Genomic DNA, 22,982 nt, shown 5'->3' with positions numbered 1-22,982 from the left:
AAAGCGCAGTCGCTTATTTTAGAGCCTTGAATAGATTCTGACTTTAAATTAACAAAGATTAAAGAAAACCAAGTGCGGTTTTTGCTGTCACGACAAGTGAAATTCCCGTACTCCAAAGATTCAAAGAGAAAATCTCAGTAAATCATTAAGTCCTTCCTCCAAACTTGGTGGTGCGTCGCGGAGTTGACGGTGCATGCGAAATATGACTTCTTCGGGAACTTGACGCTGACGTTTCTTATTCCGTGCCAGACACAGCCAAACCGGAGTATCTATCCAAACCCCAGTGATGTGAGTAAAGCCTATTTCACGGGCTGAAGCAATGACTTCTCGTCTTTGGCGTCGCTGAGCATTAGTAGCATCGTAGATTGCTATATTACCCGTTGCTATTGTTTCTTGGAATTGCCGCAAAACTTCACGCCAGAGAACCAGCCAAGGTCCTTGAACTGCTTCGCCACCAAATAATTGCCTCCGAATGGTATCGGTGGAAATGATTTGCATCTGGGGGCAATCGGCTAGCAAGTGCTGCGCTAAAGTTGATTTACCACTACCGGGAAGACCGATAAGTAACAGTAGTTTAGTCATTAGTTAGTGGTTAGTGGTTAGTGGTTTGTGGTTTGTGGTTAGTGGTCAGTGGTTAGTGGTTTGTGGTTTGTGGTTTGTGGTTAACAGAAAAACCAACAACCAACAACTAACAACTAACCACTAACAACCAACAACCAACAACTAACAACTAACCACTAACAACCAACAACTAACAACTAACAACTAACTAAATCACTGTTCCATCAGGAATGACAGCATTTTTCAACACTACAATAATGCCACTACGAATGTAAAAGCCTTGACTTTCTTTCTCAGCTTCTTGGACATTATCCTTGTTGACAATATGTACATCGCAACCAATGCGAGCATTTTTATCAATGATGGCACGACGAATTGTGGTGTTAGTACCTATTCCCACAGGAACTGGATTGCGATCGCAATCTGATTGACGTTCGGCAAAAGGTTGATAAAAATCGGCTCCCATAATTAGGGTATCTTGAATAACACACCCAGCCTCAACACGCGATCGCACGCCCAAAACTGAGTGTTCAATTCGGCAGTTCTTCAGAATACAACCCTCACTGAGCATTGATTCTACCACTTGGCAGTCCAACATCTTAGTGGGTGGTAAGTAACGAGCACGGGTATAAATTGGTGCGTGTTCGTCGTAGAAACTAAAGGGTGGCATGGGTTGCTGAGTCAGTGCCAAATTTGCATGGTAGAACGCTTCAATAGTTCCAATATCTTCCCAGTAACCCTCAAATAAATAAGCTTGAATGTTATGGTCGGTTGCTGCTGCTGGAATAATTTCTTTTCCAAAATCTGTCCATTGTGAGGATTCTTTCAACAATTTAATCAAAACATCTCTTTTAAAAACATAAATGCCCATTGAAGCAATGTATGGCTGTTCTTGAGCTTGTTCTGGTGTCAAGCCCAACACAGTTGTGTCCACTTGCATTTGAGCTTTTGCCTCACCTTTGGGTTTTTCGCTAAAGTTGATTATCCGACCAGATTCATCAATTTTAACCAACCCAAAATCAGAAGCGCGACGGTCATCAATGGGTAATACCGACAAGGTGATATCAGCCCCTGTATCTCTGTGACGCTGAACGAATTGGCGGTAATCCATCCGGTACAAGTGATCTCCCGAAAGGATGAGATAGTCTTCTACGTCCCATTCTTCCATCAACCACAGATATTGCCGAACAGCATCAGCCGTACCTTGAAACCAGCTGAGGTTTTCTGGTGTTTGCTGTGCAGCTAGAACTTCCACAAAACCTTCAGTAAAGCCAGCAAAGTTGTAAGTACGGGCAATGTGACGATTCAAAGAAGCTGAGTTGAATTGTGTCAGAACGTAAATTTTGAAGATCTCGGAGTTTATACAATTACTGACAGGGATATCGATGAGTCGATATTTCCCCGCCACAGGTACAGCTGGTTTTGCACGTAACTTAGTCAGAGGATAAAGGCGGGTACCTGCACCCCCTCCAAGAATGATAGCTAAAACACTTTTCACGCTAAATTCTCCCGACGACTGCCTTTCAACTCACTTCTTCAGTTTAGGACTGTCTGTGGCTGCTGATAAGGGGGTGAAGGTAGATTGTTGTATTGCTTCTGACAGAATTATGAACTATTTCTTTTGTTAGGGGGTAGGGGGTAGGGGGTAGGGGGTAGGGGGTAGGTATGAAATTAGGCTAATCTGATACCACCCGGAGTTTTTTGATTTAGCAAATTCAGATTCTGAGACAGCTTTATGTACTGTACCCATGACTGTTCCGACAAGCGGGAAATAGCATTTGGAGATAGCTCGGCTGTAAACACATCTTTTCCTGGAGCCACATTGGGTACTCCCAAGTTTTCCAACATATCAGATGCACCAGCAACCTCTATAGCACGATTGGTGTGAATAAAAACATTGAAACTTTGCTTTTGTGGATCTTCCACTTCTTTAAGTGCCATTGTTAGGGCATTATCTAACTTACGATAATCCATAAAACCTCACAGTATGTAATTGCGGTAGAGATACACGAATCTAGAGGAGTGAGTAATTATACCCTTAACACCCTAACATTCTGAAACTGCCCTACAATCAAGCTATCAAACCGATTGCCTTGTGGGTACTACCTTTATACAGAGGCAATACATTAATCTTGACAACAGACTACAAATTTTCTGTGTTAAGCAATCCAAAACCCCATTTGTTATCAAACGTTCCTGGTGCTTCTCCTGGTATGAAGGAATTTTTTCGCAAGATATCTTTAATGGCAGTTGGGTCTAGGTGGGGGTCACGTTGTAATAGCAACGCTACAATACCTGTGACAAAGGGCGCTGCCATGCTTGTACCCATCATTGCGACAAACTTGTTGTTGATTATGCTAGTGCGATCGCTGTTAGCACTGGAAGACAGGGCAGAAACAATCATTGCTCCTGGTGCAGCGACATCAGGTTTTTGGGCATCATTCCGTAGCGGCCCTTCACTGCTAAAGTCAGAAATATCGTTTAAATTAAAGCCCATCTCTTGCAATTGGTTATCAATATCAATATAATTGGCTTTAGTTGTATAGGAAGCGACTGTAATTGCACTTCGGGCACAACCGGGCGAACCAATTTTTACAGAGTCTACAACACTGCTGCCCGTAAACAATACGGAGCCATTCAAAGTCCAGACATCTAACCGTACATCTTCGGAGGAGGCGTTGTTTAGCTGTAACTGCCAATTCCCTCCCGGTACTGGCGGGCTAAAACTGCCCTTACCGGAACCCCGAATTTGTACGACTACATTGTAATCACCATTAAATGGATCTGGACCTGGTGTCGCTATTTGTACCCGTGCATCTTTAAGAATGTGTTCTTGGGTATAATTGCCTTGAGTAATAATCGGTTGGAAAGGAGTCACAAAACCATTGGGGCTACGCAGGGCAACTTCTAACTGACCCCTACTGGAGTACCAACCCGTTAATAATGCGATGCTTGTCTGATTCAAGGGAACGTTAAAGCGCATGGTGTGCTTTTTACCAGCTCGCACGATTGCTTGACCGTGAATGTTATCGTTCCCCTCATTGCCCGCCGCACAACAAACAATTCGCCCAGGACCGCTTTCAGCATCTATAATTTTTGATAATGAATCAGTCCCATCATGAGCATCATAATGCCCACCCACGCTTAAATTCACAACTGCCGGACGTCCCATCTCCCCAGCGACGCGGAAAATGTATCGAATCCCATCCGCAATATGACCTTCATCTAAATCGGTTTTCACAATCACTAATTCTGCCTGTGGCGCTATCCCGCCGTAGCTATCATCATGACCTGCAGCAATCCCAGCAACATGAGTTCCATGACCGTTAGTATCTTGAGAAACTGTTAGCAGCGAACCAGTTAACTCTGCCCCATATTTACCTTCAGCAACTCCAGGACCTGACAATACCTGATCCCAAATACGTAAAATCCGCCCCTTGAAAGCAGGGTGTTTTGGATCGATGCCAGTGTCTATCACACCGATTATCACTCCCTTACCAGTGAGATTGCTGTTTTTCTTGATGAACTCTGGCAGTCCTACAGCGCTTTTTGCAACATCCATCCGGAGTTTAAGTTTGCGCGAGGGCTTAATGCGCTCGATAGCAGGATTTTCAGATAGAGCATCTAAACTTTCTATAGGTAAAAAAGCGGTGCGAACACTTCCTCTATTTTGGTTGACTTCAATGCCATCTTCTGAAAGTGAACTCAAATCTGCTTGTTCGTCACAGTAAAGAAAAACCACGCTGCGGGTTGGTTTGAGAGTGTTTCTGGGGGGAACTATGCTCAGTGTTCGTATCTGTGGAGTGAACGCTTCTTGTCCTTCTCGTTGATAATCTTCAAATGCTATCAGCAGTCCCGGAGACAGTTTTTCGTGCCTCATATTACCTCAATTAAAGTTTAATAACTGCAAAAGTCCAACAATATAAGTTACTATAATAGTCGTGAGAACATATATTTTTTTCGTTTCTCTATAGAACTCCTATTTGATTTTTGAAATACACTTAGGTTGGGCATTGCCCACCAGGTAAAGCTTTTGTGCGGAATAGCCCAACCTACAGGTACTTAAATTTTTTCACAAATTAGATAGGATTGCTATATACTGAACATGAGATAGATTTTAAATTGATGTCGTGTAAACAAGACTTCCGGAATAAGTAGTACATTCTCTATAATGAGATATGGTGAATTTTTACGAAAATGTCAAAATATGTATCACTTCAGTTATCAATATTCGACCTCCCGATAAGCCAGATTTCCTCTACGCGCTCAGTTTCCAACCATAGTTAGAAGCCTAACCTTGAACGGCAAATTGAGTTTCTTGTTTCTCGTTAGATATCTTAGAAAGGATATATTTATAATTTCTACAATTTATTGATCTACAACTTAAATGAAGTATTCACTACAATTATTGGTAAAAAAAATTAATAATTTCTTAAGATGAGTGAAACAGTTGTTGAAAAATTATAGTTATGGTACTAGCATCAATTTTTATTCCCCACGGACACTGCTATCTTTGGCAACCAGAGTTAGTGAGATTGCATATTATTTCAGATGGTCTTACGGCAATAGCTTATTACTCTATCCCTTTCACGTTAACTTACATTGTCGAAAAAAGGCGCGACATTCCTTACAACTGGATTTTCCTCTTATTTGGAGCTTTTATTGTTTTATGTGGCACAACCCACATCTTTGAAATTTGGACACTTTGGCATCCCAATTACTGGTTATCTGGTTTCACTAAAGCAATTACTGCCCTAGTTTCCCTGTACACGGCTGTTGTACTGGTTAAACTAGTACCACAAGTTTTGGAAATTCCCAGTGCTGCTCAGTTTGAAGCAGTGAAAAATGAAATAGCGGAACGCCAACGGGTGGAAGTGGAGTTGAACAAAGCTAAAGAAACTGCTGAGGCTGCCAACCGTTCCAAAAGCCGATTTCTGGCTTCTATGAGTCACGAACTACGCACCCCTCTCAACAGTATATTGGGTTTTGCCCAAATCTTGCATCGAGATAACTCTTTATCTCCAGAGTGCAGGGAATATATCAATATCATTAATCGTAGCGGTCAACACTTGCTGGAATTAATCAACGATGTCCTAGAGATGTCGAAAATTGAAGCAGGGAGAGTTAAGCTCAGTATTAGTACGTTCGATATTTATCGTCTTATAGAGAACTTGGAAGAAATGCTGCACCTTAAAGCTGCATCCAAGCAACTGATGTTAACTTTTGATTGTGCATCATCAGTACCGCAGTACATCAGTACAGATGAAAGTAAATTGCGCCAAATTTTACTGAACTTGCTCAGTAATGCTATTAAGTTTACAGAAAGTGGTAGTGTGACGTTACGTGTCAGACTGAGAACTGGGAACTGGGAACTGGGGACTGGGAAAGAAACGACTCAATCGTCTATCCCCAATCGCCTATCCCTTTATTTTGAAGTGGCAGACACCGGTCCCGGTATCGATCCTATAGAAATGAACTTACTGTTTGAAGCGTTTGAACAGACTTCCACAGGCAGAAAAACAGCAGAAGGCACGGGATTGGGACTACCTATCAGCCGCTTTTTTGTCAATCTTATGGGTGGCGAGATGACTGTTAGCAGTGTTGTGGGCGAGGGCAGTGTATTTGCTTTCAATATTCAGGTTGAAGTGCCGCAAATAACACAGGTACAAACTGAATTATTCCAAAAACGAGTCAAGAGCCTTACTCCCAATCAACCTGCTTATAAATTGCTTATTGTAGATGATACTTGGGAACATCGCCAACTCCTGCGATCGCTCCTAAAATCTTTAGGCTTTGAGGTGAAGGAAGCCGAAACCGCTCAACAAGGTATAGAAATTTGGGAAAGTTGGAAACCGAACCTGATTTTTATGGATATGCGAATGCCTGTCATGAACGGTTATGAAGCAACACAACATATCAAAGCTACCCCTTTAGGGCAAGCCACTGTGATTATTGCTCTCACAGCGACTGCATTTAATGATGAGCGAGCGCTAACCTTAGAAGCTGGATGCGATGATTTTATTCGCAAGCCATTTCAGGAGGAAGAAATTTTTGATAAACTTGCCAAGCATTTAGGTGTCAGCTATGTCTACTTTGATTGCACTACCATGAGTCAAACATCACAAAAACGCTCTACCAGATCGAGCTCGCTCGAACAAGATTTAGCCGTGATGCCGGAACAATGGGTGCATCAGCTATATGAAGCAGCTTCTGGAGGTAGTGATGAACATGTTTTAAAGTTGATAGCTGAAATTCCAACAGAATACGCTACTCTAATAGAGAATCTTCAACAACTGACAAGCGACTTTCGCTTTGACGAAATTGTTAACGCAATAAACCAGGAGTAGGAAATCTTTAAATCCTTCCCAAATTTACCCATTATTAGCCATTCTTTGGTGGGTCTGATATGAGGTCATCAACAAATTTTCTGAGAATATCCTGCCAATTTGGTATAGTTTTCAGTTTTTCTCTGACTCCTTTCCTGACTTTAAATTGAACAGGGCTTTGATCGTAAGCTTCGCCTTCTTTAGGTTGGAATTTTTGGGTAGGCATAGTTGATATATTTATATAATATCTAGTATACTAGATATCATATCGAATTATTTTCGTCAAATGTCTACGCTCAAATATTGCAAAGGATAAAAGCGTCTAATGCAAAAACGCTAAACTGGGCATTTTTGTGATGTTACATTTATGAATATGTTAAAAATTGTACCTTAATTTATGCCTTAGAAGTCGGTTTGAGAAATAGCCAAGCAACAAAGAAGGTAGCAGCAGTAAATAGTTGCGTTAAATCCAAGGCAGATAGATATCCATCAGAAAACGATGCAATACTGCGATCGGTAATCCCAAAGAGCCAAGACGAGATACCAAAAAGCCAAATCCCATTCTTAAAATTGCCCACAAATTGATTGGGGTTTGATGGTTGCTGGTTATTCATAAATTTTCTGTTCCAGTTGTAAAAAATTTGATGGTTAAGAAGACGTACCAGTCGATATGCGCCTTTGCAGGCATTTTTTTAGTTTGGTACTTGAATAGGTTATGAATTTTTTGGGTACTGACTCCTAGAGTTAAGTTACTCTTATATTAATAAATATTTAATACACTTGACAACACTGTCAAAAGGTACATATACCCAATTGTATGCGTCACAACAGAAATTAGCCCCTGTACTTTTTGCCTAGAGTTGCCAAACACGGCTAAGATGCATTTTTATTGCTTATTTAACAAATAATGTAACAATTATTTACTTAACTAAAGTAAATTTTCTGTAGAGTATAGATACAATCTCAAAAAAGTGGATAGTGGATAGTAAATAGTGGATAGTGGATAGTGGTTAGTGGTTAGTGGTCGTACTACTAGATAAGAGAATCGTGGAGTCAAATGGAGTCAATCAGAGTCTATATCTCTGACAATACGCTCCAAGCACTCACTAACACTAAGGTCTGAGTCAATTGCCAAAGCTTGTAGCTTTTTCCATACTGTAGGAGTAACGACTATCATATGTCTCTCCTTCATTTCATCATAAAAAACGGGTTGGTTTTTTATTCTCTTTTTTCCTTTTTTTGGTTGCATGATTTATTAGGTGCAGATATACTAATAAGATAGCAGACAGCAAGAAGGGAGGTGATAACTAATGCTGAAGAAAAAGAAAGGTTTCAGGATTGCAACTAAAAGCGTTAAATGTAAACTTGAGCGGAATGGGTTTGATTTAAATGAAACCAAGGCAGCTTTTAACGAGGTTGTACATTTTTACTTCGCACTAGTTAACACTCATCCGTCAGGTGTCAACATACCTGTTGCGGAAGATGGGGGATGGAGATATTATGAAAAGTTAACGATAGGGTCGAAGACTGTATATCCATTCCCCTTTAACGGATTTCCTGTGCAATTTCGTCGTGCTGCTATCAGAAAAGCTATTGGTGCTTGGCAGTCCTGGAATAGCAACTACCAGAAGTGGTTGAATCGTCCCAATCAGCAAAAACATCATAGACCGCCACTACAGCCTCGTTCTTTCAACTTCTCTCCTAGCTTTGATGCTGGGGTATGGAAAGAGGACGATGGGCAGTCTATCATACTCAAAATACTAGTTAATGGTCAGTGGAAGTGGGTTAAATTCCAATACCTTGCACCCCTAGTAGATGCCGAGTGGGTAAAAGGTTCTCCATTAGTAGTAGTAAAAGGAAATGCGGCATACATCGTTTTTCCGCTACAAAAGTATATTCCAGCAACGGGAGGAATTAAAACAATTATGGCTCAAGACTCTTTGAGAGTCTTGGGTGTAGACATGGATTTAGATCGTCATATTGCTATATGTTCTGTCCTAGAGGTCAACGCTAAGGGCGAGGTGTTTGAGGTCACACGTCACTTCATCAAACAAACAAGCCACACTAAGCGTAGGAAGCGACAACTAGGAAGGATAGCCAAAAAGATGCAGCAGACGGGTACTATCCACAAAGGTTTTGCATCAAAGATGTGGGAAAACTTGCACAACCGGGAGGTTGAGTTGGGTAGAGCCTACGCCAGACAAATTGTTGAGTTGGCAAAAACTTGGGGTTGTTCAGTTATTGCATTTGAACATTTGGGCAACCTCAAACCGATTCGTGGCAAATATTCCCGTCGTTCAAACCAGAAACGAGCTTACTGGTTAAAATCGTCGGTGTACCGACAAGTAAGTCGAATAGCTTACCAAGACTACGGCATCCTCACAACAAGGGTTAACCCTCGTAATACATCGAGATTTGACCCTTGGGGTAATCCGGTCTGGCGTAGCAACGAATTCCCGAAGACCTTGTTTGATTTCCAGTCTTATGAAAAAGGGGCTAACTTCGTGGGGACGGTTAATGGCTACATTGCTCATTCTGGATTGAACGCTGCACGTAACATAGCGCTAAAAGCAATATTGCGACACAGAACTAATCTCGTGTTTAGGACAGGTACAAAGTATCAGGCTAACTCTGCACGAGAGAAAGCCTAGAACAGTAATGTTTTAGGTGTGCAATGAAACTAGAACGAGAATCTGCAACCTCTCACTTTCATTGTACTAGGCTTGGGTAGACTGCCTAATGGTTCCTACCGAACTACGCTCCAAGTGGTTGGGTCTACGATCCGCTTGCTACTGGAAGCGACTACGGAGTGAGCCTAGAAAGTGAAGAAATGATGGTGTTTGACTCCGGTTTACTCCGTTATTTAGCTACTCACTGTTAATTCTGTCTTTAGATACTGAGCAACTACGGGCAGCCGTGGGTTAGATGGAAGCAGTGGAGTAATGGCTATATAAAACTATGTCAGCAGTGCAGGAATCAAAATCCCGATCGCGGATTGCAGATAATCACTCATCTAATGCACAGCAGTTGCCAAAAACCAGGCAGGATGATGCAAAGTTTCCCGCCGTTGCAGCAACTGCTTCTCCACACTTAGGGCTTGTTTGCATTACATTTTCCAAAGATGTTCGCTACCGAACGATAACGCGAACCCGCTATTTAGAACTGCCAGAAAATCAGCGTGAAACTGCTCTCAAGGTTATTTATCGAGAAAACTTACAACGTTTGGATTTTGCATTAACTTTCTGTTTGCGAAACTCAATTCATCTTTACCGCATGCCATCTGGCTTATTTCCTATGAGCGATCTAGAAGATGAAGTCGGTGCAACTGTATTGCAAAACATGAGTGCAGATTTAGCCAAAATTGGACAAAGGGCAGAAAGAGTAGGTATTAGAATGGTGCTGCATCCAGATCAATATGTAGTCTTGAGTTCCGATTCACCACAAGTGGTGGCATCAAGTATCAAAATCTTGGATCGTCACGCTCGCACGCTAGATTTACTGGGCTTACCACGTTCTTTTTGGTCACTAATGAACATTCATGGTGGTAAATCTCAACGTACAGATCGACTTGTAGGGGTCATTTCAGAATTGCCAGAAAACATCAGAAGCCGCTTAACTTTGGAAAACGACGAAAATGCTTACAGTTCAAGTGAAATATTGGAAGTTTGCCAACAAGCTCAGATTCCACTTGTCTTTGATGCCCATCACCATATTTGTCATGAAAATTTAGAGAGTTATGATGACCCAAGTGTTACGGAAATGTTTTACGCTGCACGAGAAACTTGGGATAATCCCGATTGGCAGTTAGTTCATATTTCCAATGGTGAAGAAGCATTCCGCGACAGAAAACACAGCGAGTACATTACGGCAATGCCGAGTTCATACAGTGAAGCACCTTGGATAGAGGTTGAAGCCAAACGCAAGGAAGAAGCAATAGCCCATTTGCGTGCTTGGTGGCTTGTGGGAGAATAATATTATAAAAAAGCTGGCAAAATTTGTGTCTCGGCATGACATAATTGAAAAACTATGGCAATAGCAATCGATTTTGGTACCAGTAACACGGTTATTGCTCGTTGGAACCCCGTTACTCAAGGCCCAGAAACTCTCAACTTACCTGGTTTATCGATTCAACAAAGTCTCAATCCCCCTTTGATTCCTAGCTTGGTGTATGTTGAAGATGCTTCAAAGGGGCAAGTTTTGGTCGGGCAACAGGTGCGCGATCGCGGTTTGGATCTGAAGAACGAACCCCGATTTTTCCGAAGTTTCAAACGCGGTATCGGTGCTGATATTCAGGGATTCTTACCGGAACTAGATGGGCAAATCATTACCTTTGAACAAGTGGGGCAATGGTTTCTTTCTCAAGCGATCGCACAATTAGCATCCCTACAAGGTGGGATAGATTCTTTGGTGTTAACTGTACCTGTTGATAGCTTTGAAACCTACCGTCACTGGTTGGGAAAAGTTTGTCAAGCCCTTCCTGTAGAGCAAGTGCGAATGCTAGATGAACCAACCGCAGCTGCTTTAGGTTATGGCATGACAGACCAAGAAATTCTTTTGGTTATTGACTTTGGCGGTGGAACATTGGATTTATCTATAGTTCAGTTGGATAAAATAGTACAAGCAACTCAAAAGCCTTTAGGATTTATACTGAAGTGGGGCAATAAGTCTTTAGCAGAAGATTCAAAGCAAAAGGTAAAAACGGCTCGCGTCTTGGCAAAAGCTGGACAAAATTTAGGCGGTACTGATATTGACAATTGGTTACTGGATTACTTTGCCAAAACTCAAGAGATACCAATTAGTCCTTTAACAACTCGATTGGCGGAAAAGATAAAAATTCAACTCTCGACTCAAAGCCAAGCGAGCGAAGTTTATTTCAACGATGAGACGTTTGAGAGTTATGAATTAGAACTCAATCGCGAGATTTTAGAAAATATTCTGAAAGAAAACTCCTTTTTTGAACGACTTGATGAGTCGATGACTTCTTTGTTGCAACAAGCGCGACGCCAGGGAATAGAAGTCTCAGATATCAATGCTGTTTTGTTAGTTGGCGGTACGGTACAGTTACCCACAGTCCAAACATGGGTGAAACAGTATTTTGCTCCGGAAAAAATTCGTTGCGAACGTCCTTTTGAAGCTATTGCCCAAGGAGCTTTACAGCTTGCTCAAGGTGTAGAACTCAAAGATTTTCTTTACCACAGTTATGGTGTCCGCTATTGGGATCGCCGCAATAACCGTCACAACTGGCATCCTATTATTAAGGCTGGACAACCTTATCCGATGGCGCAGCCAGTGGAGTTGGTTTTGGGTGCTTCTGTGGATAATCAGCCCAGTATTGAATTGATTATGGGTGAATTGGGCGCAGAGACTGGTGGTACAGAAGTTTATTTTGATGGCGATCGCCTGATTACTCGCCATCTTGATAGCACCACTAGCAGCGTCAAACCTCTTAACGATAAAGACGGTGCAAGAACTATTGCTCAACTGACACCACCAGGACATCCGGGAAGCGATCGAGTCAAAATTCTTTTTCTAGTTGACGAGCAGCGTTTTTTACGGATTACAGTTGAAGATTTATTAAGCAATGAAACGCTGTTAGAAAATCAACTTGTTGCACAGTTAAGTTAGTAAGTGGTTAGTTGTTGGTGGTTAGTTGTTAGTAGTGTAATATGCGTAGGGTGTGCAATACCTACCCAAACCATCCAACTCATTAAACCATAATAGTAACCATTAACAACTAACAACTAACAACTAACAACTAACAACTAACAACTAACCAATAACCATTATGTAATTTTACGTAAAAAACAAATTGAAATTAAGATTTAGTGAAGGAAACCTTTTGTACTTGATAACTTGCTGAGAAATCCATATTTTATAAGAGACATTTAAAAATGTAACAATTCATGCAAAATCCGATTAGACAAAACCCCTTATGGAGGGGTACTTGAGATTTACGCTGGTTTATTTTCCCCACTACTTATGCACTACTACTGGTGTCCCTATAGATGCCCACTTGAACAACCATTTAGCGTGGTTAGGTGCTAAATTAACACATCCGTGACTCACTGGGGTTCCGAATCTTCGATGCCAGTATGCTCCATGAATTGCATAGCCCCCACTATAGTACATAGTGTGTGGGACGTTTGGAACATCATAGTCGCTACCGCGCATCCGGGTAGACTTGTGCTTGGATTGAATTTTAAAAACACCAGTGCGAGTTGGAGTGGATTTTTTACCCGTCGAAACCACAATTGCGTACACAGGTTTGTTTCCTTCCCAAGCAACTAACTTTTGTTCTGAAAGCTTAACCTGAATCCAACGCTGAGTGGATTGTCGTAACGTCTGTATTTGTTGTTTGATAACTTGAGATTTTGATTGTGCCAAAACCTCACCTGATGCAGCAGCAGAAACATTCAGGGCTAATACTGCACCAGTAAGTAACTTCAAAGGGCGCACCCAAACAGGAGAAATCAAACTTTTCATGGCAGAGATACTTCCATAATAGAGTTGGGGAAACGGTTGACCTATCTCCTATACTGCCCAGTTTATAGCTGTAACATATCTTTCACCACTCGCTAGACCTGAGGACACGTTTGAACTCATAGGAATGACCTGCTGTAGTCTCAATGCCATGTTCCTACAGCTAAAAGAAATGTTTGCCGAAGAAAGGCAGCCATACAGAAGGATCATTTTTATGATTATGATATTACAATCTCTGTTTACTAAAAAAGTGTTAGCAGGGTTAGGAATAACCAGTGTAGTAGCTGTTATGGGTTTATGTTGGGCAAAATTGCCTTTGCAATCAAAGGTGTGTGTTTCACCAGTTCAATCTGCACTAACAACTAGCCTGTCCATCACTCTTAAAGGTCATACCGCTTGGATTTACGCAATAGCGGTTAGCCCTGATGGTGATATCTTAGCCAGTGGTAGTTATGATGGCACTATTCAGATTTGGAATTTACAAACAGGCAAAGGCAAATTACTCTTTACCATCGCTGCTCATGCTGATGCAGTTAAATCCCTAGCTATCAGTTCCGATGGTACTACCCTTGCTAGTGCTAGCTGGGATAACCAGATTAAGTTATGGAATCTTAAAACGGGCAAAACAATTCGTACTCTCTCAGGACATTCAGACGATGTTGAATCTGTTGCTTTTAGCCCGGATGGAAAAACTGTCATCAGTGGCAGTTGGGATAAAACGATCGCACTATGGAACGTAAAAACTGGAAAGGTCATTCGCAAGTTGAATCAGAAAGAAGTTGTCAGAACAATTGCTATCAGCCCTGACGGTCAAGTTCTTGCAAGTGGTACGGAAAATGGAAAAATTACAATCTGGCAACTTTCAACAGGGAAGTTAAAAAAAACCTTGACAAAACATGAGAAATATGTAGCAGCGATCGCCTTCAGCCCTGATGGAAAAACGTTTGCCAGTGTCAGTCAAGACCGGACAATTAAGTTATGGAGTACTCAAACAGGCAAACTACAACAGACACTCAACGGACATGATAGTGCAGTTTTAGCCGTTGCTTTCAGCACAGATGGACAGACTCTTGCAACCAGTGGTTACGATCGAACCATTAGGTTGTGGAATGTCCAAACCGGACGTTTATCAAACACCCTTACGGGACATGAGAAAGTAGTCTGGGCGGTTGTTTTTCGTCCCAAAACCAAAATGCTTGTTAGTGCTAGTGCAGATGAAACTGTCAAAATTTGGCAATTTCCACGAGTGCAAGACAGCAGAAGGCAGAAGGCAGAAAGCATAAAAAGCTTATGACGAATCTCGGAGGATGTTGGGTTTCGTTCCTCAACCCAACCTACAAAATCCCATTTTATACAGATTGTGTGATAAGCCAAAAGTTAGATGTAATTTTTTATTGGTGAAGGAAACTAGGAAATGAATAGACATTAACCATAACAGCAATAAAAAGCCATGACGACTAATAAAGCGACCAATTCTAACAACACAGTCTCTAGATCTGAAGAGCAAAATAAAGAAGCTCTAAATAAAAAGACATCCGTACAATTTGTGACAAGTGCTACAATAGGAGTCCTAGTGATTATCCTTCTAGCAGCAAGTGCGTACTTCGGAATTATCAAGTTTTAATATGGTATCAGCGATATGTAGAAGGAACCGTCAATTCAAAGTTCGGTTAGGCTCACTGAGGATTAGTGAAGAAACTGCTAAATTAGTTTGTAGAAGTATACATAACTATGTAAATAGCAGGTTTCTACCATGAATAATCTGTCAGATCTTAACCCAGAATATTTTGGTAGTGAAGTGTCAAACGGAAACTTGTTGTGGCAATACGTTCAGTCCATGAGTCCGGAAACCATTGCCCAACTTTCTCAACCTTCATCTCCCGAAGTGCTTCAAGCAATGGAACGCACAATTATCACGATGTTGGGAGGTTTGCCTTCAGAACACTTCCATGTCACTATTACAACGAGTCGCGACAACCTCGGAAAGCTTCTTGCTGCTGCAATGATGAATGGTTACTTTCTGCGTAACGCTGAAAATCGTATGGTCTTTGAAAAGGCTTTACAAGCCCCAGATGCTCGCTCGGAAGATTAGGAAACAATTTTTGTGGGTTATTGAACGGGGGTGGAATCGACTCCCAAGTTTTTTATGGGGGTCTTCGAATTACGCTCAGGCACTGCTTACAGCCATTATGAAGACGCGCCATGGCGCGTCTCAACATTTATGACTTAGCTAGCTTTTCTTCACATCCCGAGCCATATTAAGAAAGTAATCCATTTGAGGATTGGGGCGGCGGGGACGAATTTTAGTTTGTGTTTCGTTTGTTTGTGCAGGTTTGGATTCTTCTATTTTTGACGGCTCCGTTGTTATGCGCTTTATCCCCTGTGCTGTATCGGGTTCTAAGAAATATTGAGAATTAGAAAACCCGAACAGCTTAGCAAAAAAATTCTTGACGTTACTGAAGAAGTTTAAGATACTTCTTAGAAGAAATCCGAAAAAGGCTTCAAAGCGAATAAAAGTATTTTGAATGATTTGTATTAAACGTGACATGGTAGCGACCCTATAGCTACTATATAATTATTATAGCTAATTGTTAATAGAAGACTGGCTATTTACGGCAACTTAGGAACGCAGTTGCGCTACTAATGCTGCTGGATTCCAATAAGCACGAGTTGTTTGAATTTTGCCAGCTTCATTGACTTCAAACACTGTGATACCTTCAAAAGTCACTGACTTACCACTCTTTGCGGCTCCTTGCATGGTCCATTTAACAGCTGCTTCATTTCCCGCAATAAAAATGTGCTCTGTTTTCGCTTCTAGCTTTTCAAAGGTAGCTTGCAACTGCCCAATAAAATCTCGAAATCCTTCACGGATTTTTGTAGGTGGATGTCCAACTGGATCGTAACTCACAGCATCCTCTGCAAAGTTTTCGATCCAGCTTTCTGGATTCATTGCGGCGAAATTAACAAAATAAGAAGATATAACAGCGTCGATGGTCATTAGAAAAAGAAAAATACTTTCCTCATTAAAAATAACAGAAAAAGCTTGGTTACATAAATCTTAATCTTAAATATTTCTTATACTAAAAACCGCTACCAATAATAATTACTGGTTTGTAGTTGCGCTGTCTTCGCATGCATCACCACTAGAAACTCATTTATGCTAAATTAATTTTATTAAAACCTTATTTTTGAAGCGTGGGGATTCAAATTTTTGCCTCACACGTGAGACAGGGTTGGTATTATTACTGCGAGAGCGCTATCGTGTACTTAATCTGTTAGGGCGAGGGGGTTTTGATCGAACCTATTTGGCAGAAGAGACTGATATACCCTCAAATCGTTGGTGTATGATTAAGCAGCTTAAACCGATTGCCCATAACTCCCAGATTTACCAATATAGTGCAAGAACGCCAACAGATCTTAAAATAAGAAGGTGCATTAGTTCATTGTACAATTGCAAATGCTGCAAGACAGCAACCAGTATAAATATGACAGTAAAAGAATTAGAAAACCAACTGTTAGCATTAAATCTAACCGAGAAAGCTGAAGCAATACAAATATTAATTAGAACTTTAAGTAATGGTTCACTAGGAATTACAAAAACTCCAGGTGTTGTCGGTGGAGATGCTTGTATTGCCAAAACTCGCATTCCCGTCTGGTCTTTAGTAAATTATCGTCGTTTGGGTGCAAATGATGCTCATATATTAGAAGCGTTTCCTCATCTCACTGCTGCTGACTTGGTCAATGCTTGGGCTTATGCAGATGCCTATCCAGAAGAAATTGAACAAGCAATTCAAGAAAATGAAGAAGTCATGCTAGAAGCTGAGGATATTTGACATTGGCACGCCTTTACACTGATGAAAATTTTCCTCTACCAGTTGTTGAATTTTTACGCACCTTTGGTCATGATGTACTTACAGCTAGCGAAGCTGGAAATGCTGATTTAAAAATTCCTGATGAAGAGGTGTTGGATTTTGCGATTAGGAATAATAGAGCTGTTTTAACAAGTAATCGGCGTCATTTCATCCGACTTAATAAGTTACAACCAAATCATGCTGGTATTATTGTTTGTACTGAAGATCCAAACTTTCAAAGGCTAGCAACACGGGTCGATCGGGCTATTTCTACTGAAGAAAGCCTGAACGGTAAATTAATCCGAGTTAACCGCCCCTCAAAATAGTGGCACATTAAATGTAATTGAGTGCAATTATTTCCTCTTGTGGGATGGGCGTCTCGCCCGTCCTTATTGTAGCATCGGAGCTTTTCCCCTAACCTCTAACCCCTAACCCCTTTCATAAAAGTAAGCTAAAATGCGAGCAGAATAAGCGTTTCTCCCTTTTAAAAGCCTCATGCTTGAAATCCTGCAAACCCGACTGTATGAACTAGAACAATTTGCAAATGCCCTTGTATCCAACCAACTGACTCATTTAACTTGGGTAAGTGTAGGTATTATCTTCATTGCAGGATTGCTCACTAGTCTCACGCCCTGTATGCTTTCCATGCTGCCAATCACCATTGCCTACATTGGCGGTTATGAAGCAAAAAGCCGTTGGCAAGGTGTTGCTCAGTCAACTTGGTTTGCTTTGGGATTGGCAACCACACTCGCAGGGCTTGGTATTATAGCAGCTTTCGTCGGTAAAGTTTACGGTCAAGTCGGTCTTGGCTTACCAATTATTGTCAGCATTATTGCTATTCTCATGGGGTTAAACTTACTTGAAGCTTTACCCTTGCAATTACCTTCTTTTGGTGGCACAGAGTGGATTTCTCAAGAATTACCCCAAGGAGTGCGAGCATATTTCATCGGTCTTAGTTTTGGTGTCGTTGCTTCTCCTTGCAGTACTCCGGTTTTAGCTAGCCTGCTGGGATGGGTTGCTCAAACACAAGACTTAGTTTTAGGTGCTGTTCTGCTCCTTTGCTATACAGCAGGTTATGTTGTTCCCTTGATTTTGGCAGGCACTTTTACGGCTTCCATAAAGAAATTATTAGAGTTGCGCCGTTGGTCTAGTTGGATTAATCCAGTCAGTGGTGCTTTGTTGGTAGGATTTGGCGTGTTTTCCTTAATGTCTCGACTTCCACTATTACAGTGACCACCTGACCAATGACAAATGACCAATGACAAATGACAAATGACAAATAACTAATGACAAATGACAAATGACTATAGAAAATCCAGTTTCTGAAAAAACTTCTATATGGGTGGCACTAGGGCGTCTGCTGCGACAAGAGTTTTTACCAGTGTTGACAGATTTGCGCTTGGCAATTCTGATGTTACTTGCGATCGCACTCTTTAGCGTCAGTGGTACTGTTATAGAGCAAGGTCAATCGGTAGCATACTACCAAGCTAACTACCCAGAACACCCAGCTCTCTTTGGTTTTCTCTCATGGAAAGTCATCCTCATTCTGGGCTTAGACCATGTTTATCGAACTTGGTGGTTTTTGGCATTACTCATCTTTTTTGGCACTAGCTTAACAGCCTGTACCTTCACTCGTCAGTTACCAGCTTTAAAAGCTGCCCAAAGATGGAAATATTACGAAGAACCCCGTCAATTTCAAAAGCTAGCTTTAAGTGCAGAATTTGATAATGTAGAAACCACAAATGCCACGACTCTACAAACTCTACTGCAAAAACGCGGCTACAAAGTTTTTCAAGAAAAAGAGAACACCCTCTACGCCCGCAAAGGAATTATTGGGCGCATTGGACCGATTGTGGTTCACATTGGAATTGTCATGACGCTGCTGGGTGGCATTTGGGGCGCTATGACTGGATTTGTTGCCCAAGAAATAGTAGCGAGCGGCGATACATTTCAAGTGAAAAACATCATAGATGCTGGTCCCTTTGCATTAGCGCAAATCCCCAAAGATTGGTCGGTGCGCGTCAATCGGTTTTGGATTGACTACACTCCCACTGGCGGTATCGACCAGTTTTACTCAGATTTATCTGTTTTAGACAATCAAGAACAAGAAGTTGACCGCAAAACAATTTTCGTGAACAGTCCCCTGCGCTATCGTGGCGTCACATTTTATCAAACCGACTGGGGAATTGCTGCCATTCGAGTAAAACTTAATAACAGCCCCGTCTTTCAAATTCCCATGGCACCACTTAATACTAACGGTCAAGGAAGGATTTGGGGCACGTGGATTCCTACCAAACCAGATTTAAGTGCAGGTGTATCCATACTGGCAAAAGACTTGCAAGGAATGGTACTCATATATGATGCTAATGGGAAGCTGATTGATACTGTTCGCGCCGGAATGGCTGCTCAAGTCAACGGTGTCACCTTAAAAATACTCGATATTGTTGGCAGCACTGGCTTACAAATTAAAGCCGATCCCGGAATACCCATTGTTTATAGTGGATTCGGCTTACTGATGCTAGGTGTCGTTATGAGTTACTTTTCCCACTCTCAAATTTGGGCATTACAAAAAGATGGTCGTTTATATGTAGGCGGAAAAACCAACCGCGCCCAAGTTACTTTTGAGCGAGAAATACTGGAAATATTGGATACCTTAAGTTTACCAACCAAAGATGAAGAAAAAACAATAGCAGTGGAACCTCAGTCAGTTTAAATTTATGCAAAGGCGAGATCGCCTTTGCTGTTCTATATGTCAATCCTGAAGAATTATGGGTGCTTCCGTTTTAGCTCCAACAAGGGAGAATGCACATCTAAAACCCAATGCTCATCTAGAAATTCCAAACTTTCATTGAAAATGAGAACTATCTCACCAATTTTCTGAAGTTTATGACTTAGATTATTGGAAGCATCAACAGGAGCATTAAGGATAAACTTGAGTTTTAAAAAGCGTTCTTTGTCTGTAAAACCAATAGAACTACTACTTAATTCTAATTCTAGGTTATGAGGTAAAATAATTTCCTCATAATATGTATCTTCCTCATCCCAGTAGCCGCAAACTGTATAATTACACGCATTTAGATGTTCTCTAACGAGTGCATTACTATCTATAGTTTCTAAAATTTTGGTCATATTTTATTCCCAGTTTAATTTGCTCGTTTGCAAAGGAAACTAGGAGACCATTAGTAGTTTTATATACCGTATCTGGCTGAATATCAAACCAATGATTGGATAAAGCTTCCATTGTCTTTACTAGCGTTGACAATCAACATACTAGTACAAAATGACTGTAAAAAAATAGACATCGCTGTTTTCACTGGTGCTTCTGATGTCGTACCTCAACTATCATATGTACGTTACCGCGAGGTGCAAAATCTGCTTTAACGACTACTTCTAAAGGATCGCAAACTGCCACAAAATCATCCAAGATTTGATTGGCTGTTTCTTCATGGGAAATGTAGCGATCGCGATAATTATTAATATAGAGTTTCAGTGCCTTCAATTCCACTACCCGTTCATCTGGGATATAGGTAATGTAAATTGTGGCAAAGTCAGGATAGCCAGAAAAAGGACACTTACAAGTAAACTCTGGCAAAGTAATGTCAATATTATATCGCCTTCCGACACGCGGATTAGGAAACGTAATGAGTTGTCCCTCCGCTATATTCCGCTCACCATATTTCATTTCCATAATTTGCTGTTTGTCATTTGTCACATAACCACTAACAACTAACCACTAACAACTAACCACTAACAACTAACAACTAACCTATAACTCATCTTGTTCCCAATCAGGACAATTCTCATCATTCCATCCATAGGGATGCATACCACAAACCAACAATTCTCCGCCATAAACATGACCGTGGTAGTGACGGCATCCAATACAAGCAGCATTTCGCTCTGATGTGGGTTCCACTGGATATGGAAAACCAGAATCTAGAATAACATCGTCTATGACAATATCTTCAAGTTCCCAGTAAGCTTCCAGAATCGGTTCTGTCAAATCTTGTAGATACTGGTCAACTTCAGATGCGATCGCTTCTTGCACTTGTTCGCTCAGTTCTTCCGTTAGCTCAAAGAAAGTATCTACCATTTCTGTCATCCCCAGAACAAAGCGTTCTACTTCATCAGCCACTGTTTCCATCATTTCCCAAAACTCTTTCTGCCACTTTTCCATAATTTTTTACGTCCTTAACAGCCTCTTCTCTGGACGCTTAATTGTACATGGCTTCAGGCACTCGCGTACATTCTGAGGACTACTTACTTACTTACTATACTTTGGAGGGACAACAAATTGTCTCTCCAATAGTTAATTATTACTTATCTTGTTGCAATCTACGCAACTCTTCTTGCATTTGCCTGACTTGATCGCGTAGGTTATCCACATCTTCTGTAGGAGGATTCGACTTCGTCGTTGGCTCTTCATCTTCTTCCAAAATTTCTATGCGACGCGGCTCCGACTGGGGCTTTGGATCGGTTGTCGAACCGGATGTCGGCGCTTGTTGCGCTTGCTTCATCATATCTTCAACAAAGCGACGGGCTTCTTCAGTCGTCATTTCACCCCGCGCTACCATTTCGTCTGCCAGTTTTTGGACTTGCGATCGCACTTCTGATAGTGTCCCACCCGCTTTTTCTCCCGCATAAGAAGCCAAGCCTACACCGAGATAAAAAGCTTTTTTAACAATATCGCCAAAACCGGGCATTGTTGCTTCTGTGCTCCTAAAAGTAGGGTGACCCGGAGACTACGCCTGCTACAAGCATCCCGTATTGCTGCTACCTTCCGGTCCTGACAAAGTTTGGGCGTTGCAGCCGCGTAGATCCAGATCTTCTTTATAATAGCACTAAATTTTGCAACTGCGTGTTATTCGATAACAATTTTCCACTCGTAGAGTTTGTAGCTCACACAGCTATTTTGTACCAATGGGTCACCTGCCACTATTTCCTGTGCTTCATCCATTGATGCCGCCTCAAACACCATCATACCCCCGCCACGCTGTGCCCAGTAACCAGTCTTTGCCTTATGTCCTTTAGCAATCAACTCTTGTACGTAAGCTTTATGAGCAGGTACATATTGGTCAAAGGTAGGCTTATCCACCTTACCTTCTTCGATCTTCACAAACCAGGGCATTCTTTTTACAACCTCATCAAACTGCCATATATCATTGTGACCACTAACCACTAACCACTAACCACTAACCAATGAAACTATATTTTATAGCTCTCCTACCACCTCAAGAAATCCAAGACTACGCTAACCAAATCAAGCAGTACTTTGCTGACAAGTACGCTAGCAGCCATGCTCAAAAATCTCCACCACACATCACCCTGCAACCACCTTTTGAATGGGCGGATACCGATATCCCTTTACTAGAGGAACATTTGACAACCTTTGCTAGCTGTCAAAATTCAATACCGATTACCCTTAACGGTTATGCAGCCTTTATACCTCGTGTCATTTATATTGACGTAGTCAGAAGCCATGAGTTGCTCACTCTACATCAAAATTTGATGTCTTATCTGGAAACTAACTTGGAAATTACAGACAAAGTTGGCAAAACACGTCCTTTTGTTCCTCACATGACAGTTGCTTTTAAGGATTTAACCAGACAAAACTTTAAAGCTGCATGGCCAGAATTTGAGAAGCGTCAGTTGCATTTTGAGTTTACCGCTTCGGTTTTAACATTGCTAGCTCATGATGGCAGGCGGTGGAATATCAAAAGTGAATTTCCGTTTATGGGTAGGGAGTAGGGGGTAGGGAGTAGGG

General features: G+C 41.4%; 26 protein-coding genes and 1 other RNA gene. 12 read left to right on the top strand and 15 right to left on the bottom strand.

Going from position 1 to position 22,982, the window contains the following annotated elements; translation table 11 throughout:
• Positions 1 to 120: 120 nt before the first annotated feature.
• From F7734_RS44040 to F7734_RS44025, 4 genes are all read right to left on the bottom strand, one after another.
• Positions 121 to 582 carry an AAA family ATPase gene (locus F7734_RS44040; RefSeq protein WP_155750682.1) on the bottom strand — a complete coding sequence of 154 codons (462 nt, stop codon included), beginning with the start codon at positions 580 to 582 and terminating at the stop codon, positions 121 to 123.
• A gap of 187 nt (positions 583 to 769) precedes the next feature.
• A complete protein-coding gene (locus F7734_RS44035) occupies positions 770 to 2,059 on the bottom strand; it encodes a glucose-1-phosphate adenylyltransferase (RefSeq protein WP_166482523.1) in 1,290 nt (429 codons plus the stop codon).
• Between the two features lie 173 nt (positions 2,060 to 2,232).
• Complete coding sequence (locus tag F7734_RS44030) at positions 2,233 to 2,535, bottom strand: hypothetical protein (protein WP_155750681.1); 303 nt, start codon at positions 2,533 to 2,535, stop codon at positions 2,233 to 2,235.
• Positions 2,536 to 2,704: 169 nt separating this feature from the next.
• Positions 2,705 to 4,441 carry a S8 family peptidase gene (locus F7734_RS44025; protein WP_155750680.1) on the bottom strand — a complete coding sequence of 579 codons (1,737 nt, stop codon included), beginning with the start codon at positions 4,439 to 4,441 and terminating at the stop codon, positions 2,705 to 2,707.
• Between the two features lie 589 nt (positions 4,442 to 5,030).
• Here F7734_RS44025 and F7734_RS44020 point away from each other — a divergent pair.
• Entirely contained in the window at positions 5,031 to 6,908 is a 1,878-nt protein-coding gene (locus F7734_RS44020; protein ID WP_155750679.1) for a response regulator, read from the top strand.
• Between the two features lie 34 nt (positions 6,909 to 6,942).
• Here F7734_RS44020 and F7734_RS61215 read toward each other — a convergent pair whose 3' ends face one another.
• Positions 6,943 to 7,113 carry a hypothetical protein gene (locus F7734_RS61215; RefSeq protein ID WP_166482522.1) on the bottom strand — a complete coding sequence of 57 codons (171 nt, stop codon included), beginning with the start codon at positions 7,111 to 7,113 and terminating at the stop codon, positions 6,943 to 6,945.
• A gap of 169 nt (positions 7,114 to 7,282) precedes the next feature.
• Positions 7,283 to 7,501 (bottom strand): hypothetical protein, encoded by a 219-nt coding sequence (locus F7734_RS44015; protein WP_155750678.1) that lies wholly within the window; start codon positions 7,499 to 7,501, stop codon positions 7,283 to 7,285.
• Between the two features lie 696 nt (positions 7,502 to 8,197).
• Between F7734_RS44015 and F7734_RS44005 the strand changes: the two genes are divergently transcribed.
• The 3 genes from F7734_RS44005 (at position 8,198) to F7734_RS43995 (ending at position 12,512) form a co-directional block, all read left to right on the top strand.
• Positions 8,198 to 9,538, top strand: coding sequence for a hypothetical protein (locus F7734_RS44005; RefSeq protein WP_155744658.1), 1,341 nt, complete (start codon positions 8,198 to 8,200; stop codon positions 9,536 to 9,538).
• 307 nt (positions 9,539 to 9,845) lie between these two features.
• Positions 9,846 to 10,859 (top strand): UV DNA damage repair endonuclease UvsE, encoded by a 1,014-nt coding sequence (gene uvsE / locus F7734_RS44000; protein WP_243147407.1) that lies wholly within the window; start codon positions 9,846 to 9,848, stop codon positions 10,857 to 10,859.
• A gap of 54 nt (positions 10,860 to 10,913) precedes the next feature.
• Positions 10,914 to 12,512 carry an Hsp70 family protein gene (locus F7734_RS43995; RefSeq protein WP_155750677.1) on the top strand — a complete coding sequence of 533 codons (1,599 nt, stop codon included), beginning with the start codon at positions 10,914 to 10,916 and terminating at the stop codon, positions 12,510 to 12,512.
• Positions 12,513 to 12,860: 348 nt separating this feature from the next.
• Here F7734_RS43995 and F7734_RS43990 read toward each other — a convergent pair whose 3' ends face one another.
• On the bottom strand, positions 12,861 to 13,370 hold the full coding sequence (locus F7734_RS43990) for a L,D-transpeptidase (protein ID WP_155750676.1): 510 nt from the start codon (positions 13,368 to 13,370) through the stop codon (positions 12,861 to 12,863).
• A gap of 211 nt (positions 13,371 to 13,581) precedes the next feature.
• Between F7734_RS43990 and F7734_RS43985 the strand changes: the two genes are divergently transcribed.
• From F7734_RS43985 to F7734_RS43980, 3 genes are all read left to right on the top strand, one after another.
• Positions 13,582 to 14,661, top strand: a complete 1,080-nt coding sequence (locus tag F7734_RS43985; protein WP_155750675.1) for a WD40 repeat domain-containing protein — start codon at positions 13,582 to 13,584, stop codon at positions 14,659 to 14,661.
• A 156-nt stretch (positions 14,662 to 14,817) separates the two neighbouring features.
• A complete protein-coding gene (locus F7734_RS61210) occupies positions 14,818 to 14,991 on the top strand; it encodes a hypothetical protein (protein WP_166482521.1) in 174 nt (57 codons plus the stop codon).
• 129 nt (positions 14,992 to 15,120) lie between these two features.
• The gene (locus F7734_RS43980; RefSeq protein ID WP_155750674.1) at positions 15,121 to 15,459 is read left to right on the top strand and encodes a DUF760 domain-containing protein; all 339 of its coding nucleotides are present in this window, start codon (positions 15,121 to 15,123) and stop codon (positions 15,457 to 15,459) included.
• A 138-nt stretch (positions 15,460 to 15,597) separates the two neighbouring features.
• Here F7734_RS43980 and F7734_RS43975 read toward each other — a convergent pair whose 3' ends face one another.
• Positions 15,598 to 15,915 (bottom strand): threonine dehydratase, encoded by a 318-nt coding sequence (locus F7734_RS43975; RefSeq protein ID WP_155750673.1) that lies wholly within the window; start codon positions 15,913 to 15,915, stop codon positions 15,598 to 15,600.
• A gap of 72 nt (positions 15,916 to 15,987) precedes the next feature.
• Entirely contained in the window at positions 15,988 to 16,365 is a 378-nt protein-coding gene (locus F7734_RS43970; RefSeq protein ID WP_155750672.1) for a nuclear transport factor 2 family protein, read from the bottom strand.
• A gap of 487 nt (positions 16,366 to 16,852) precedes the next feature.
• Between F7734_RS43970 and F7734_RS43965 the strand changes: the two genes are divergently transcribed.
• The 4 genes from F7734_RS43965 to F7734_RS43950 all read left to right on the top strand — a co-directional run bounded on the left by F7734_RS43965 (position 16,853) and on the right by F7734_RS43950 (position 19,931).
• Positions 16,853 to 17,200, top strand: a complete 348-nt coding sequence (locus F7734_RS43965; protein WP_155750671.1) for a DUF433 domain-containing protein — start codon at positions 16,853 to 16,855, stop codon at positions 17,198 to 17,200.
• Between the two features lie 2 nt (positions 17,201 to 17,202).
• A complete protein-coding gene (locus tag F7734_RS43960) occupies positions 17,203 to 17,544 on the top strand; it encodes a DUF5615 family PIN-like protein (protein WP_155750670.1) in 342 nt (113 codons plus the stop codon).
• Positions 17,545 to 17,713: 169 nt separating this feature from the next.
• Positions 17,714 to 18,451, top strand: a complete 738-nt coding sequence (locus tag F7734_RS43955) for a cytochrome c biogenesis protein CcdA (protein WP_155750669.1) — start codon at positions 17,714 to 17,716, stop codon at positions 18,449 to 18,451.
• 67 nt (positions 18,452 to 18,518) lie between these two features.
• On the top strand, positions 18,519 to 19,931 hold the full coding sequence (locus F7734_RS43950; RefSeq protein WP_155750668.1) for a cytochrome c biogenesis protein: 1,413 nt from the start codon (positions 18,519 to 18,521) through the stop codon (positions 19,929 to 19,931).
• A gap of 53 nt (positions 19,932 to 19,984) precedes the next feature.
• Here the strand turns inward: F7734_RS43950 and F7734_RS43945 are convergent, their stop codons facing one another.
• The 6 genes from F7734_RS43945 to F7734_RS43920 form a co-directional block, all read right to left on the bottom strand.
• Positions 19,985 to 20,347 carry a hypothetical protein gene (locus F7734_RS43945; RefSeq protein WP_155750667.1) on the bottom strand — a complete coding sequence of 121 codons (363 nt, stop codon included), beginning with the start codon at positions 20,345 to 20,347 and terminating at the stop codon, positions 19,985 to 19,987.
• A gap of 181 nt (positions 20,348 to 20,528) precedes the next feature.
• The gene (queF, locus tag F7734_RS43940; RefSeq protein ID WP_155750689.1) at positions 20,529 to 20,906 is read right to left on the bottom strand and encodes a preQ(1) synthase; all 378 of its coding nucleotides are present in this window, start codon (positions 20,904 to 20,906) and stop codon (positions 20,529 to 20,531) included.
• A gap of 78 nt (positions 20,907 to 20,984) precedes the next feature.
• Positions 20,985 to 21,395, bottom strand: a complete 411-nt coding sequence (locus F7734_RS43935) for a hypothetical protein (RefSeq protein WP_155750666.1) — start codon at positions 21,393 to 21,395, stop codon at positions 20,985 to 20,987.
• Between the two features lie 139 nt (positions 21,396 to 21,534).
• Positions 21,535 to 21,921 (bottom strand): phasin family protein, encoded by a 387-nt coding sequence (locus F7734_RS43930; RefSeq protein WP_155750665.1) that lies wholly within the window; start codon positions 21,919 to 21,921, stop codon positions 21,535 to 21,537.
• Between the two features lie 26 nt (positions 21,922 to 21,947).
• An RNA gene (gene ffs / locus F7734_RS43925) (signal recognition particle sRNA small type) lies at positions 21,948 to 22,044 on the bottom strand.
• Between the two features lie 35 nt (positions 22,045 to 22,079).
• On the bottom strand, positions 22,080 to 22,346 hold the full coding sequence (locus F7734_RS43920; protein WP_155750664.1) for a YciI family protein: 267 nt from the start codon (positions 22,344 to 22,346) through the stop codon (positions 22,080 to 22,082).
• A gap of 71 nt (positions 22,347 to 22,417) precedes the next feature.
• Between F7734_RS43920 and F7734_RS43915 the strand changes: the two genes are divergently transcribed.
• A complete protein-coding gene (locus tag F7734_RS43915; protein WP_155750663.1) occupies positions 22,418 to 22,966 on the top strand; it encodes a 2'-5' RNA ligase family protein in 549 nt (182 codons plus the stop codon).
• Positions 22,967 to 22,982: the final 16 nt, after the last annotated feature.

The sequence above is a fragment of the Scytonema sp. UIC 10036 genome (assembly GCF_009725235.1).
This window is presented reverse-complemented; position numbering and strand designations above follow the sequence as displayed.